Origin of the sequence: Microbacterium maritypicum, assembly GCF_041529975.1 — a bacterium.
Classification (GTDB): Bacteria; Actinomycetota; Actinomycetes; order Actinomycetales; family Microbacteriaceae; genus Microbacterium.
Genome location: NZ_CP168030.1, coordinates 2,298,579 through 2,312,696, shown reverse-complemented (window position 1 = coordinate 2,312,696; position 14,118 = coordinate 2,298,579). Strand labels below are relative to the sequence as shown.

The following is a 14,118-nucleotide window of genomic DNA, read 5'->3' as shown; positions in this document are numbered from 1 at the left end:
GTTTATGAGGTGGCGGGTTCGAACCAGGTTCCTATTTCGGCGCCGGAGAGCGCCTTGTCCACCAGATCTGCGCTGGTGACGAGCACGCCGATGCCGGACGCCGCGGCCAGGCGCGCCGCCGAGACCTTGGTCGCCGCTCCGCCGGTGCCGACGCTGTTGACCACCGTCGCACCGAATTCGAGCCCGGTGAGATCGGCGTCGGGGGCGACGATGTCGATCGGCTCCGCACCCGGATCCGTCGGCGGCTTCGTGTACAGCGACTCGATGTCGCTCAGGAGGATGAGCGCGTCGGCCTCGATCAGCTGCGCGACCAGGGCGCCCAGACGATCGTTGTCTCCGAACCGGATCTCCTGCGTCGCGACCGTGTCGTTCTCGTTGACGATCGGCAGAGTCCGCAGACCGAGCAGTCGCTCCATCGCACGCCGTGCGTTCGAGCGTGAGGTGGGATGCTCCAGGTCGCCGGTGGTGAGGAGGACTTGACCGGCGACGATGTCGAACGGGCGAAGCGATTCCTGATACCGGTACATGAGGATGTTCTGCCCCACGGCCGCGGCCGCCTGCTGGGTGGCGAGGTCGTTCGGCCGCGAGTCCAGACGCAGGAACGGGATCCCGGACGCGATCGCGCCGGAGGACACCAGCACGACCTCGGCCCCGCGTGCGTGCGCTGCGGCGAGGGCCTCGACGATCACAGGGATGCGCCACGACGACTCGCCGCTGATCGAGGACGAACCGACCTTGACGACGATTCGCGAGGCGGTCGCCAGATCAGCGCGGGTGCGTGCGGTCACTCGCCGTCCTCGCGGTACGCGGCCAGGCGCTGGGTCTCCACCTCAGCACGAGCCTCAGCCTTGGCATCCATGCGCTCGTAGTACTGCTCGCGGCGCTCCGACGTCGTCCGGCGCGAGTTGGGCGCCAGTCGGGGGTCGGTACCACGGGGAGCGCTCATGAGCTCTGCCGCCGAGGTCATCGTGGGTTCCCAGTCGAAGACGATGCTGTCGCCCTCGCCGATCACGACGGTCGACCCCTGCACCGCACCGAGGCGGAAGAGTTCGTCCTCGACGCCGAGCTTCTCGAGGCGATCCGCGAGGTAGCCCACAGCCTCTTCGTTCTGGAAGTCGGTCTGCTGAACCCAACGCACCGGCTTCTCTCCCATGATCCGGTAGACGTTGCCGTAGGTGCCACCCTCGACGCGGATGGTGAAGCCCTTCTTGGAGCCACGCGGGCGGATGACGACGCGCTCCGGCGGCGTCTCCAGCGCGGCTTCGGCGCGGGCCTTCTCGACGAGCTCGCCCAGCGCGAACGTCAGCGGACGCAGCCCCTCGTGCGAGACCGTGGAGATCTCGAACACACGGAAGCCGCGCGCTTCGAGATCGGGGCGCACCAGTTCGGCGAGGTCGCGCGCCTCGGGCACGTCGATCTTGTTCAGTGCGACGAACTGCGGGCGCTCGAGGAGAGGGGTCTGCCCCTCGGGCACCTCGTAGGCGCCGAGCTCGGCGAGGATGACATCGAGGTCGGAGATCGGGTCGCGCCCGGGCTCGAGGGTGGCGCAGTCGAGGACGTGCAGCAGGGCGGAGCAGCGCTCGACATGGCGGAGGAACTCGAGTCCGAGGCCGCGCCCCTCGCTCGCGCCCTCGATGAGGCCGGGCACGTCGGCGACCGTGTAGCGGAAGTCTCCCACCTGCACGACGCCGAGGTTGGGGTGCAGGGTGGTGAACGGGTAGTCGGCGATCTTGGGCCGAGCGGCCGAGATCGCGCCGATCAGACTCGACTTGCCGGCAGACGGGTAGCCGACGAGCGCGATGTCGGCGACGGTCTTCAGCTCGAGGACGACGTCCCCCTCGTATCCGGGCGTACCCAGAAGTGCGAAGCCGGGAGCCTTGCGCTTCGGAGTGGCGAGGGCGGCGTTGCCGAGCCCGCCCATCCCGCCCTTGGCGACGACGAACCGCTCGCCGGGGATGATCATGTCGATCAGGACCTCGCCCGCGGTGTTCTTAACCACGGTGCCCACCGGCACCGGCAGTTCGAGCGTCTCGCCGAGGAAACCGGAGCGGTGGTCGCCCATGCCGGGGCCGCCGTTGCCCGAGGAACGGTGCGGAGAGTGGTGGTACGAGAGCAGCGTGCCGGTCTGCGGGTCAGCGACGAGCACGATGTCGCCGCCGTCGCCGCCGTTGCCCCCGTCGGGGCCGCCCAGCGGCTTGAACTTCTCGCGGTGCACGGAGACGCAACCGCCGCCGCCCTTACCCGCACGCAGGTGCAGTGTGACGGTGTCGACGAACGTGACCATGTGCGGGTTCCCCTGGGTTCCTGTTTATGACGGTGTGCAGATACACGGACGGGGCGAGCCGAAGCCCGCCCCGAACCGGATGACTAGTGTCGTGCTGAGATCACTCAGCTGCAGCGACGATGTTGACGACCTTGCGGCCGCCCTTCGCTCCGAACTGGACCGCACCGGCGGCCAGAGCGAACAGCGTGTCGTCGCCACCACGGCCGACGTTGACGCCGGGGTGGAAGTGCGTGCCGCGCTGGCGGACGATGATCTCGCCGGCGAGGACCTGCTGACCGCCGAAGCGCTTCACGCCGAGGCGCTGAGCGTTGGAGTCACGACCGTTACGGGTGGAGCTTGCGCCCTTTTTATGTGCCATGTCCTAGTCCCCTCTGGCTTACTTGATGCCGGTGATCTTGACGCGCGTGAGCTCCTGACGGTGGCCCTGGCGCTTCTTGTAACCGGTCTTGTTCTTGTACTTCTGGATGATGATCTTCGGGCCGCGGAGGTTGCCGATGACCTCAGCCGTGACCTTGACCTTCGCCAGCGAGTCAGCGTCGGTGGTCACCGTGGCGCCGTCGACGAGCAGCACTGCGGCCAGCTCGATCTTCTCGCCCTGGGCAGCCTTGACACGGTCGAGCTGAACGATCGTGCCGACCTCGACCTTCTCCTGCCGCCCACCGGCGCGCACTACTGCGTAAACCACTTCATACCTGTTTCGTTGGGGAGCTCGCGGCTCCGAGATCTCACGGGAAGACTGTTGCTTGCATGCACCGTGGAACGGCGGGCGCGAACGCAAGACTCTCCGCTTCGACCGACGAGGACGACGCGGCATACGCACCAAGGGACTACTTTACCGGATGCGGGTCGGTGTCGCAAAGCGGGGCCGCTCCCGCTCCCCCGCGTGTCGCTCCCCCGGCCGCCAACGCCGGGAGCGGTCGTAGGCTGACGAGGTGACCGTACTCGTCGACGACCCCCTCTGGCCCGCCCACGGACGCCTGTGGGCGCACCTGGTCAGCGACGAGAGCCTCGACGAACTGCACACCTTCGCGAAGGCGAACGACGTGCCGGCGCGCGCCTTCGACCTCGACCATTACGACGTGCCGGAGGAGATGATCCCCCGGCTCGTCATCGCCGGCGCCCGCCCGGTCAAGGGCAAGGAGCTGGTGCGACGCCTGATCGCCTCAGGACTCCGAGTCCGCGGCCGCGACCGGCGCTGACGGCTCGTTGTTCACCGACACCGGGGTGCCGGTGAGTGCAGCAGTGCTCACCCGACGGCGACCTCGGCCCTGACCCGGAGCCTTCGGCTCCGGAAGGGCGTCGAGAACCGAGTCGAGCAGCTGCTCCGCCGGCGACTTCGGTGCCGAACGATCGCCACCGCGCTTCTTGCGGGCCTTCTTGGGCCGTTCGGCCGCCGTCGGCGCCTCGGACGCTGCCGGGGTGGTCTCCGCCTCTGCAGCGCCTTCCGCGGCCGGAACGATGGTGGAGGCCGCGATCTGAGCCAGCGCCGACTTGGCACCCTCGGTGATGCTGTGGGTCACGCTCGGAGCCGCAGGCGCGTTCTGACTCTGGCCGTTACCGCCGTTGTTTCCGTTGCCGCCGCGCTGACGACGACCGCTCTGGCCGTTGCCGTTGCTGCTGCCGCCGTTGTTGCTGGAGCGGTGCTTCACGACCGGATCGTGGTGCACGATGACACCGCGGCCGGCGCAGACCTCGCAGGCCTCGCTGAAGGTCTCGAGGAGTCCGAGGCCGAGCTTCTTGCGGGTCATCTGCACGAGCCCGAGCGAGGTGACCTCGGCGACCTGGTGCTTCGTCCGGTCGCGGCTCAGGCACTCGATCAGACGGCGGAGCACGAGGTCACGGTTGGACTCGAGCACCATGTCGATGAAGTCGACGACGATGATGCCGCCGATGTCGCGCAGTCGCAGCTGGCGGACGATCTCCTCCGCGGCCTCGAGGTTGTTCTTGGTGACCGTCTCCTCGAGGTTTCCGCCGGAGCCGACGAACTTTCCGGTGTTGACGTCGACGACGGTCATCGCCTCGGTACGGTCGATCACGAGCGAACCGCCCGACGGGAGCCAGACCTTGCGGTCGAGGGCCTTCTCGATCTGCTCCGTGATGCGGAACGCGTCGAACGGGTCGGCCTCCTCCTCGTATGCCTCGACACGCTCGAGCAGGTCGGGCGCGACGCTCTCCAGGTAGGCGCGGATGGTCTGCTGCGCGTCCTCACCCTGGATCAGCATCTTGGTGAAGTCCTCGTTGAAGACGTCACGGACGATCTTCACGAGCAGGTCGGGCTCCGCATGCAGGAGGGCAGGTGCCTGCTGGTTCTCGACCTGCTTCTGGACGTGCTCCCACTGCGCGGTGAGGCGCTGCACATCGCGCGTGAGCTGGTCCTCGGTCGCACCCTCGGCCGCAGTGCGCACGATCACGCCGGACGACTCGGGGAGGACCTCCTTGAGGATCCGCTTGAGTCGCGCACGCTCGTTGTCGGGAAGCTTGCGGCTGATGCCGTTCATCGAGCCGCCGGGCACGTAGACCAGGTAGCGGCCGGGAAGAGAGATCTGGCTGGTGAGGCGGGCGCCCTTGTGTCCGACCGGGTCCTTCGTGACCTGCACGAGCACGCGATCGCCGGGCTTGAGCGCGAGCTCGATGCGCCGCGGCTGGTTGCCGGTCTCCACGCCGTCCCAGTCGACCTCGCCGGAGTACAGCACGGCGTTGCGGCCACGGCCGATGTCGACGAACGCGGCCTCCATGCTCGGCAGCACGTTCTGGACGCGGCCGAGGTACACGTTGCCGATCAGCGAGGCGTCCTGGTTGCGGGCGACGTAGTGCTCGACGAGGACACCGTCTTCGAGGACGCCGATCTGCGTGCGGCCGTTCTTCGAGCGCACGACCATCTTGCGGTCGACGGACTCGCGACGCGCGAGGAACTCGGCCTCGGTGACGACCGGACGGCGGCGACCCGCGTCGCGTCCGTCGCGGCGACGCTGCTTCTTCGCCTCGAGCCGGGTGGAACCCTTGATGGCCTTCGGCTCGGTGATGTACTCGACGACGCGCTGACGCTGACGCGGCTCTTCACGCTGGTCGTCCCCGTCGGATCCGCCACGGCGACGGCCACGACCGCGGCCACGACCCGACGACTCGTCCTGCGACTGCTCGCGCTCGGCGATGCGGTCGAAGATGCGCTCTCCGCGGTCGGGCCGTGCGGGCAGCGGGGTGATCTCGGGCGCGTAGAAGTGCAGTTGCGTGGAGACCTGCGACACGAAGACCTCGGGCAGCAGACCGAGCGACACGGCGGTCACCACGGCCGGGGCCTCGGGAGCAGCCGGAGCCTTCTCGGCGACAGGTGCCTCGACGGTGGAATCCTCGGCAGCGGTCTCAGTGACGGCCGCTCCTTCGGCCGGAGCGTCGGGGACAGTGCTCTCCTCGACGATCGCCTCGACGTCGGCATCCGAGGGAACCACGGCATCGCCGCTCTCCGCCGCAGCGTCTGCCTCGACCTCGGATCCCGAAGCGTCAGCAGCCTCGGCAGCGATCACCGCGGCCGCCTCGTCGTCGGCAGCGGCATCCGCGGCGGCACCCGCCGCAGCGTCGTCCGCAGCGGCGGCTGCGTCTTCGGCGGCCGCGTAACCGGCGGCGACATCATCGGCGGCAGCGTCGGCCGCGACCTCTGCGGCGTCGTCCTCGTTCGCCGGCCCTTTCGGGTCGTCGGCGTCGGGAGCCGTGGGCTCCGTCAGCGGTCCCGCGGCGTCAGCCGGGAAGTCGAGGGTAGGTACGTTGTTGTCATTGTTCTCATCGGCCATCTCTGGCTTACTCCCTGCACGGGGCACTGGTGCTCCGTGAAATCTCATGCGGTACCCGCGGGTTCCGCGAACTCACTCGGTGTGCGACCGGCTCATGGCTCTGATCGCGTGGGGCATGGGGCCCCGAAGTCTGCGTCGGCACGTGTCGCGGCAAGGCCGTTCATCGTGTCACAGGCCATTATCGCACCAAGTGGGTCCGTTCACGGCATCCCATCGAGACCAGCGCGTTTTGTCCGGCCTGTTCTCGCCACATCCATAGCCATCGCAGGGATAATCCTCAGTATGAGCGAGCAGCGCACCCGCCCCGTCGTCTACGCCGTCTGGCTGATCATCGCGAGCGTGATCGGGTGGTTCGCCGCCTTCCAGCTCCTCACCGAGAAGCTCGCCAAGCTCGAGAATCCCGACGCGGTGTCCAACTGCTACGTGAGCGTGATGATCCAGTGCGACGTCAACCTCAACTCGTGGCAGGGCGAGGTCTTCGGCTTCGCGAACCCGATCATCGGCCTCACACTGTGGATGGCGCCGCTGGTCGTCGGCGTGGCGCTGCTCGCCGGCGCGCGCTTCCCCCGTTGGTTCTGGCTGGCTTTCGGTGCCGGGATCACGTTCGCGTTCGGCTTCGTCGTCTGGCTCATCAGCCAGAGCCTGTACGCGCCGAACCTCGGTGTGTTGTGCCCGTGGTGCATGGCCACGTGGGCGGTCACCATCCCGACCTTCTTCGCGACCATGGTGCATCTCACCCGCAACGGCACGTTCACGAGCAGCGAGCGGGCGCAGGAGCGCGCGAACCGGCTGATGCCCTGGGTGCCACTCGCGACGATCCTCGCCTACGCGTTGATCATCCTGCTCGTCCAGCTGCGCGGCCTCGACCTCCTCGGCGAGGTCATCGGCATGATCTTCTGATCCACCGCACGCAAAGACGAACCCGCCGCCGATCCTCGGATCGACGGCGGGTTTTCTCTGTCTCGGATCTCAGTCGAACCAGATGCCCAGCTCGCGCGCGGCCGACTCGGGGCTGTCCGAGCCGTGCACGAGGTTCTGCTGCACCTTGAGGCCCCAGTCGCGGCCGAAGTCGCCGCGGATCGTGCCGGGCGCGGCCGTGGTCGGGTCGGTCGTGCCGGCGAGCGAGCGGAAGCCCTCGATCACACGGTTGCCCGCGAGACGGATGGCGACCGACGGTCCCGAGAGCATGAACTCGAGCAGCGGCTCGTAGAACGGCTTTCCCTCGTGCTCGGCGTAGTGCTCGGCGAGCAGATCGCGGTCGGGCTCGACGAGGCGGATGTCGACGAGGGCGTACCCCTTCGCCTCGATGCGGGCGAGGATCGTCCCGGTGAGGCCGCGGGCGACACCATCGGGCTTGACGAGGACGAGGGTTTCTTCGGTGGCCATGTCATTCACTCTCTGTCTGAGTCTCGGTCGTGGGCTCGGCGGGGCGTCGTGCGTCCAGTCGGGCCCCTCCGATGGTCGCATACGCCCACATGCCGCCGAAAATCAGGACGACGAGCAGGATGGCAGGAACGAAGAACGCCGACAGCGCGACGATGGCCTGGACGACCCATCCGGCCGTGAGGGCCCAGGGCTTCGTGATCATCCCGGCGATGGCGATGCAGGCGATCCCGAGGACTGCACCGCCGACGATCCCCCACCACTGCTCGACACCGTCGGGCAGTTGGCGCAGGCCGAAGATCGTGAGTCCGACGAGGAACACCACGATCGCCTCGAACCCGAGCACGATGGGCGCGAGCTTCTGCACGAGCGTGCGCGGCGGCCGCGGGGCGCGTGCGGGGGCGGCATCCGCACTCACGCGCGCCACCCCGACTTCCAGTCCTCTTCCTCGGCGAGGGCGATCGCCTCGCCGGCGAGAACGACCGAGCCGGCGATGACGACGGCGCGGCGATCGGATGCGGCCGCCCACTCGCGCGCCGCGTCGGCAGCGTCGGAGAGGGAGTGATGCACGGTCGCCCGCTGACCCGCCTGCTCGACGAGGTCGGCGATCGCGTCGGCGTCGCTCGCGCGATCCGAGTCCGGCGCCGTGGCGAAAACGTGCGCGACGGCGGGAGCGAGTCGGCCGACGATGCCTGCGGCGTCCTTGTCGTCGAGCACACCGAGCACGAGGCCCCACTCGTCGAAGTCGAAGCTGTCGTCCAGCGCCTGGGCGAGGGCCGTGGCTCCATGGGGATTGTGCGCGGCGTCGACGATCACGGTGGGCGCGATCCCGAGCAGCTGGAGCCGTCCGGGAGACGTCGTGCCCTGGAGTCCATCGGAGATGATGTCGCCCGCGATCGCCTGGGTCGCCCCGCCGATGAGCGACTCGACGGCGGCGACGGCGAGTGCGGCGTTGTGGCCCTGGTGGGCTCCGTACAGCGGCAGGTACTCCTCGGCGTACTCCCCCGCGAGTCCGCGGATCGTGAGCAGCTGGCCGCCGACGGCGAGCTTCTGCTCCGTGATGCCGAACTCCTCGCCCTCGAAGGCGATGGTCGCGTTGCGCTCCGCCGCCACGCGACGCAGCACCTCGGCGGCCTCGGGAGTCTGCTGGGCGGAGACGACCGCCGCGCCCTCCTTGATGATGCCCGCCTTGACCTCCGCGATCTCGGCGATCGTGTCGCCGAGCCGATCCGCATGGTCGATGTCGATCGGTGCGAACACCGCGACGTCGCCGTCGGCCGTGTTCGTGGAGTCCCACTCCCCGCCCATGCCGACCTCGAGCACCAGCACATCCACCGGCGCATCCGCCACGGCGACGAACGCCATGACCGTCAGTAGTTCGAAGAAGGTCAGCGGCGCATCCCCCGCGGCCTCGAACTCGGCATCGACGATGTCGACGAAGGGCTCGATCTCATCCCACGCGTCAGCGATCGCCTCGTCGGCGATCGGCTCGCCGTCGATCATGATGCGCTCCGTGAAACGCTCCAGGTGCGGGCTGGTGAACAGCCCCGTGCGCAGATCGTGGGCACGCAGGAGGCTCTCGATCATGCGCGCCGTCGAGGTCTTGCCGTTCGTGCCCGTGATGTGGACGACGCGGTAGGTGCGCTGCGGGTCGTCCAGGAAGGCGAGGATGCGCGCGGTGCGCTCCTTGCGCGGCTGCACCCAGCGCTCCCCCGCACGGCTCAGCAGCGCCTCGTAGACGGCGTCCGCTCGTTCCCTCTCGCTCATGCTCCGGCCTTTCCGCTCGCGACCGCAGTCGCATCGATCGTCACGATCACCGGGGCCTTCGTCGACCCCAGCGCTCGCGCTCCCGAACGGAAGACGCCGTCGCCGGGGCTCGTGACCTCATCGACCAGGGCCTCGAGGTCGTCGGTCGGCTGCACGGCGAAGGCGACTGCGAGCGTCTCCGCGGCGATCAGCTCTGCATGGGCTTCCAGCGCGGCGGCGTCGTCGGGCGACGCGTTCAGTGCCAGGACGATGCGGTCGCTGACGTCGAGACCCGCATTCTTCCGCGCCTCCTGGACCACGCGGATCGCGTCGCGGGCGAGACCCTCGGCCTCGAGCTGCGGCGTGGTCTGCGTGTCGAGCAGCACGAACCCGCCCGAGGGAACGATCGCCAGCGCCTCGCCGTCCGGACGCCCGGTGGTCTCCAGCGCGAGGTCGTACTCGGTGGGCTCCAGGGCGATTCCGCCCGCGGTGACGACCCCTCCCTCCTCGGACCAGTCCCCCGCCTTGGCGGCCTTGATCACGGTCTGCACGTTCTTGCCGAGACGCGGACCCGCGGCACGCGCGTTCACGCTCAGGCGGTGCGTGATGCCGTATTCGGCGGCGGTCGAGTCCTGCAGGGCGACGAGCTCGACCGACTTGACGTTGAGCTCCTCGCGCAGGATGTCCTCGAACTGCCCCAGCGTTCCGGCCAGCGGCGACACGACGGTCAGACGCGCCAGCGGGAGTCGCACGCGCAGCTTCTCCTTCTTGCGCAGCGCATTGCCGACGCTCGAGAGCTCGCGCACCGCATCCATCGCGTCACGGATCTCGTCGGCGGCGGGGAACTGCGTGTCATCCGGCCAGTCCGTCAGGTGCACGCTGCGCCCGCCGGTGAGCCCCTGCCACACGCGCTCACTGATCAGCGGCACGAGCGGTGCCGCGACGCGGGTGAGCGTCTCGAGCACCGTGTACAGCGTGTCGAATGCCTCGCGGCTCTTCGGGTCTTCGGTCACACCGACCCAGAAGCGGTCGCGCGAGCGACGGATGTACCAGTTCGTCAGCACCTCGGCGAAGTCGCGCAGGCGCGCCGATGCCGTGGTCGAATCGAGCCCTTCCAGGTCCGCTCGAACCTCGCGCACGAGGTCACCGAGGCGAGCCAGGATGTAGCGGTCGAGCACGTCAGTGGAATCCGTGCGCCATTCGGCCTCGTAGCCGTCGGGGCCGGACGCGTTCGCGTAGGTGGCGAAGAAGTACCAGGAGTTCCACAGCGGCAGCAGGAACTCGCGGACGCCGGAGCGGATGCCCTCTTCGGTCACCGCGAGGTTGCCGCCGCGCAGCACGGAGCTCGACATCAGGAACCAGCGCATCGCGTCGGAGCCGTCGCGATCGAGCACCTCGGAAACGTCCGGGTAGTTGCGCAGCGACTTCGACATCTTGTACCCGTCGCTGCCCAGCACGATGCCGTGGCAGCTGACACCGGTGAACGCCGGGCGGTCGAACAACGCCGTCGACAGCACGTGCATGACGTAGAACCAGCCGCGGGTCTGACCGATGTACTCGACGATGAAGTCCGCCGGCGCGTGCGAGTCGAACCACTCCTGGTTCTCGAACGGGTAGTGCACCTGGGCGTAGGGCATCGACCCCGAGTCGAACCACACGTCGAAGACGTCTTCGATCCGTCGCATCGTGCTCTTGCCCGTGGGGTCGTCGGGGTTCGGGCGCGTCAGGTCGTCGATGTACGGGCGGTGCAGGTCGATCTCGCCCTCGGGGTTACGCGGCAGCGTGCCGAAGTCGCGCTCCAGATCCTCGAGCGAGCCGTAGGCGTCGACGCGCGGGTACTCCGAGTCGTCGCTCTTCCAGATGGGGATCGGCGAACCCCAGTAGCGGTTGCGGCTGATCGACCAGTCGCGCGCGCCCTCGAGCCACTTGCCGAACTGGCCGTGCTTCACGTTCTCCGGCACCCAGGTGATCTGCTCGTTGTTCGCGAGCATGTCGTCCTTGATGTCCGTCACGCGGATGAACCAGCTCGACACGGCCTTGTAGATCAGGGGATTCCGGCAGCGCCAGCAGTGCGGGTACGAGTGCTCGTAGCTCTGCAGACGGATCAGACGACCGTTCTCGCGGATCAGGCGCACCAGCGGCGTGTTCGCGTCCATCCACAGCTGACCCGCCACATCGGTGACGTTCGGGAGGAACTTCCCGCCGTCGTCGAGAGACAGGATCGTGGGGATGCCGGCCGCGCCCGCGACCCGCTGGTCGTCCTCACCGTAGGCCGGGGCCTGGTGGACGATGCCGGTGCCGTCGCTGACCGTGACGTAGTCGTCGACCAGGATGCGCCAGGCGTTCTCGGTGCCGTACGTCTCGGTGTCGGCGTAGTAGTCGAACAGACGGTCGTAGGTGACGTCCTGCAGCTCGGCGCCGCGGACGGTGGCGTCGACCGCGGCGAGCGCGTCCTCCGCACTCTCGTACCCGAGGTCCTTCGCGTAACCGCCGACGAGCTCACGGGCGAGCAGGTAGCGATGCGCGGACGACTCGATCGCGGCGTCCGTGGTCCCGGCGACCTGATGCACGTCGGCCGCGCCGAGGGGACCGGCCGGCAGCACGACGTACTCGATCTCCGGCCCCACGGCGAGTGCGACGTTGGTCGGCAACGTCCAGGGCGTGGTCGTCCACGCGAGGGCACGGACCCCCGTGAGGCCGAGCGACTCGGCCTTGGCCCCGGTCAACGGGAAGGTCACCGTGACGGAGGGGTCCTGACGCATCTGGTACACGTCGTCGTCCATGCGCAGCTCGTGGGCGCTGAGCGGGGTCTCATCACGCCAGCAGTACGGCAGGACGCGGTAGCCCTCGTAGGCGAGACCCTTGTCGTACAGCGTCTTGAACGCCCAGAGCACGCTCTCCATGTACCCGAGGTCGAGCGTCTTGTAGCCGCGGTCGAAGTCGACCCAGCGCGCCTGGCGGGTGACGTAGTCCTGCCATTCGTGCGTGTAGGCGAGTACCGAGCTCTTCGCCTTCGCATTGAAGACGTCGATTCCCATCTCCTCGATCTCGGCCTTCTCGGTGATGCCGAGCTGCTTCATCGCCTCGAGCTCGGCGGGAAGTCCGTGCGTGTCCCAGCCGAAGACCCGGTCGACCTTGTGGCCGGCCATGGTCTGGAAGCGCGGGAACACGTCCTTGGCGTACCCGGTGAGGAGGTGGCCGTAGTGCGGCAGGCCGTTCGCGAACGGCGGGCCGTCGTAGAACACCCACTCCGGCGATCCCTCACGCTGCTCGATCGAGGCGCGGAAGGTGTCGTCGTCCTTCCAGAACGCGAGCACCTCCTCCTCGATCTGCGGGAAGCGGGGGCTGGGCGCGACAGAATCGGCGGCGGGGCCGAAGGAGGAACGGGGGTAGGTCATCGTGTCTCGCAGTGGTCGTCGTGGCGGATGCTCCTGCGAGGACGACCCTCACGGACCGCGGTACCACCTCGCGTGCCACGCCTTGCGACGCGACCACTCTCACTGCGGCTGTGACGGGCCTGCCCCGCTCGGTTCTACTGAGCACACCCCGGGGGATGCGCCGTTCTTCCGAGAGCTCCCCGGTGATGCCGGATCGATGCTCGTCCCTCCAGTGTACGCGGGTCCCGCGCGGTGGGACGCCCTGCGCTTCCCGCGCTTCCCGCCGTCCTGCGCTTCCGCGGACTTTCGCGCTTCCCGCGGCCTTTCGCGCTTCCCGCGGTCGAAATCGAGGAGATTGGCCGAACAAAAGACGAAAGGCCGAGGGAGCGACGCCTCCGAATACCGACAGGCCCCGTGCCCCGTGCACGTCTCGGCGACTCAGGCCTCGTGCATCCCCTGCGCGACGGCGCGCATGATCAGGTCCTGCACTGCTGGCCACTCGAACATCATCTGAGAGTACGAGACTCGGATGACGTGGTATCCCCCGAGCTTCAACACAGCGTCATGCCGGATGTCTTCACTGCGCTGTGCACCGACATGATGCCCACCGTCGATCTGGATGACGAGGCGGCTGCCGATCAGAGCGTCGACACGGTGACCTGCGATCCAGATCTGAGCGCGCACGGGCACCCGGAGCCAGCGGAGCCGCTCGCGGAGGTACGTCTCCAATCCCGCATCCGAGAAGGGCGTGGCGGTCGCCAGAACTCGACGAGCGGCTGGTCTCCAGGGAAGGCCCCTCAGGTCCTCGATCTTCACAAGCGATCTGTTCAATGCGGACTCCCACGTGGCGAGCGCCTGCTCAAACGGTTCGCACTCGGCGATGTGCGCCAGCACGTTCTCTACCGGATCGACCAACGCGTCAGGGTGACGCGGGATGACCGGTGCTCCCCAGTGCACTTTGGCTCGGAGGTCGCGCCGACTCGCAGAGTTCGTCCCGACGGCGACGTGCGGGACACCGTTCGGGTCATGCACCCAGAGCCGGAGGCGGCCGGCCTGAGTCCGACAGGTGAGTACCACCCCGTGTCGGGCTGCGCCCAGCAGGAGCGGGTCGGCCGTGGGCGAGGCGAGCCATCCACGTCGAGGACGGGTGATGGCTCCGGCTCTGAGCGCAGCTTCCACTGCCGTCCTGCCGAACCCGAGATCAGCGACGCGTCCGGACCGCACGATACCGCCGAGGTCGACGATTCGCTCCGTGAGTCCCTCCGCCGTTCGCCGCACCCGTCCAGTGTGAAGCTGTGATGCTCCGTCGCCGAGCGCGAAAACGCCATCTGTGCACCGCTGTGCGCTTCCAGGTCGGGTGGAGGACAAGTCGCGGTCGCATGTCTTCAGGTATTTCGCGCTCCGCTCGGCCGAAATCCGTGCGGGTGGCCGCGCCGAGCGCAGAAGGCCGGGGCGACTGTGAGTCGACAGCCTGCAGCGCCCGGCAGGAAGTCGGAGCGTGCGACTCGGGTGTGAAACTGCGTGCCGAGGCCGGGGCCGGGGC

12 protein-coding genes are annotated in these 14,118 nt (G+C 68.4%); 2 read left to right on the top strand and 10 right to left on the bottom strand.

The genetic code is table 11. From position 1 onward, the window contains the following. Positions 1 to 2: 2 nt before the first annotated feature. The 4 genes from proB to rplU form a co-directional block, all read right to left on the bottom strand. Positions 3 to 788 (bottom strand): glutamate 5-kinase, encoded by a 786-nt coding sequence (gene proB / locus ACCO44_RS11220; protein WP_029261669.1) that lies wholly within the window; start codon positions 786 to 788, stop codon positions 3 to 5. Further along, positions 785 to 2,284, bottom strand: a complete 1,500-nt coding sequence (gene obgE / locus ACCO44_RS11215) for a GTPase ObgE (protein ID WP_029261668.1) — start codon at positions 2,282 to 2,284, stop codon at positions 785 to 787. The genes proB and obgE overlap by 4 nt, the downstream gene beginning before the upstream one ends. Before the next feature lie 100 nt (positions 2,285 to 2,384). Next, the gene (gene rpmA / locus ACCO44_RS11210) at positions 2,385 to 2,642 is read right to left on the bottom strand and encodes a 50S ribosomal protein L27 (RefSeq protein WP_028501603.1); all 258 of its coding nucleotides are present in this window, start codon (positions 2,640 to 2,642) and stop codon (positions 2,385 to 2,387) included. A gap of 18 nt (positions 2,643 to 2,660) precedes the next feature. After that, positions 2,661 to 2,969, bottom strand: a complete 309-nt coding sequence (gene rplU / locus ACCO44_RS11205; protein ID WP_028501602.1) for a 50S ribosomal protein L21 — start codon at positions 2,967 to 2,969, stop codon at positions 2,661 to 2,663. A 247-nt stretch (positions 2,970 to 3,216) separates the two neighbouring features. On the opposite strand from rplU, the gene ACCO44_RS11200 reads away from it, so the two are divergent. Further along, complete coding sequence (locus ACCO44_RS11200) at positions 3,217 to 3,483, top strand: DUF4031 domain-containing protein (protein ID WP_029261667.1); 267 nt, start codon at positions 3,217 to 3,219, stop codon at positions 3,481 to 3,483. Here the strand turns inward: ACCO44_RS11200 and ACCO44_RS11195 are convergent. Further along, positions 3,448 to 6,069, bottom strand: a complete 2,622-nt coding sequence (locus ACCO44_RS11195; protein WP_372466589.1) for an Rne/Rng family ribonuclease — start codon at positions 6,067 to 6,069, stop codon at positions 3,448 to 3,450. The genes ACCO44_RS11200 and ACCO44_RS11195 overlap by 36 nt on opposite strands. Positions 6,070 to 6,351: 282 nt before the next feature. Here ACCO44_RS11195 and ACCO44_RS11190 point away from each other — a divergent pair, with 282 nt between their 5' ends. Further along, complete coding sequence (locus ACCO44_RS11190; protein ID WP_105710124.1) at positions 6,352 to 6,969, top strand: vitamin K epoxide reductase family protein; 618 nt, start codon at positions 6,352 to 6,354, stop codon at positions 6,967 to 6,969. Between the two features lie 69 nt (positions 6,970 to 7,038). Here the strand turns inward: ACCO44_RS11190 and ndk are convergent, their stop codons facing one another. The 5 genes from ndk to ACCO44_RS11165 all read right to left on the bottom strand — a co-directional run bounded on the left by ndk (position 7,039) and on the right by ACCO44_RS11165 (position 13,490). Further along, a complete protein-coding gene (gene ndk, locus ACCO44_RS11185; protein WP_029261664.1) occupies positions 7,039 to 7,455 on the bottom strand; it encodes a nucleoside-diphosphate kinase in 417 nt (138 codons plus the stop codon). A gap of 1 nt (position 7,456) precedes the next feature. Next, positions 7,457 to 7,879 (bottom strand): DUF4233 domain-containing protein, encoded by a 423-nt coding sequence (locus ACCO44_RS11180; RefSeq protein ID WP_372466588.1) that lies wholly within the window; start codon positions 7,877 to 7,879, stop codon positions 7,457 to 7,459. Further along, a complete protein-coding gene (locus ACCO44_RS11175; protein WP_372466587.1) occupies positions 7,867 to 9,219 on the bottom strand; it encodes a folylpolyglutamate synthase/dihydrofolate synthase family protein in 1,353 nt (450 codons plus the stop codon). The genes ACCO44_RS11180 and ACCO44_RS11175 overlap by 13 nt, the downstream gene beginning before the upstream one ends. Then, a complete protein-coding gene (gene ileS / locus ACCO44_RS11170; RefSeq protein ID WP_372466586.1) occupies positions 9,216 to 12,596 on the bottom strand; it encodes an isoleucine--tRNA ligase in 3,381 nt (1,126 codons plus the stop codon). Before ileS ends, ACCO44_RS11175 begins: the two co-directional genes overlap by 4 nt. A 417-nt stretch (positions 12,597 to 13,013) precedes the next feature. Next, positions 13,014 to 13,490, bottom strand: coding sequence for an endonuclease domain-containing protein (locus tag ACCO44_RS11165; protein ID WP_372466585.1), 477 nt, complete (start codon positions 13,488 to 13,490; stop codon positions 13,014 to 13,016). Positions 13,491 to 14,118 lie beyond the last annotated feature (628 nt).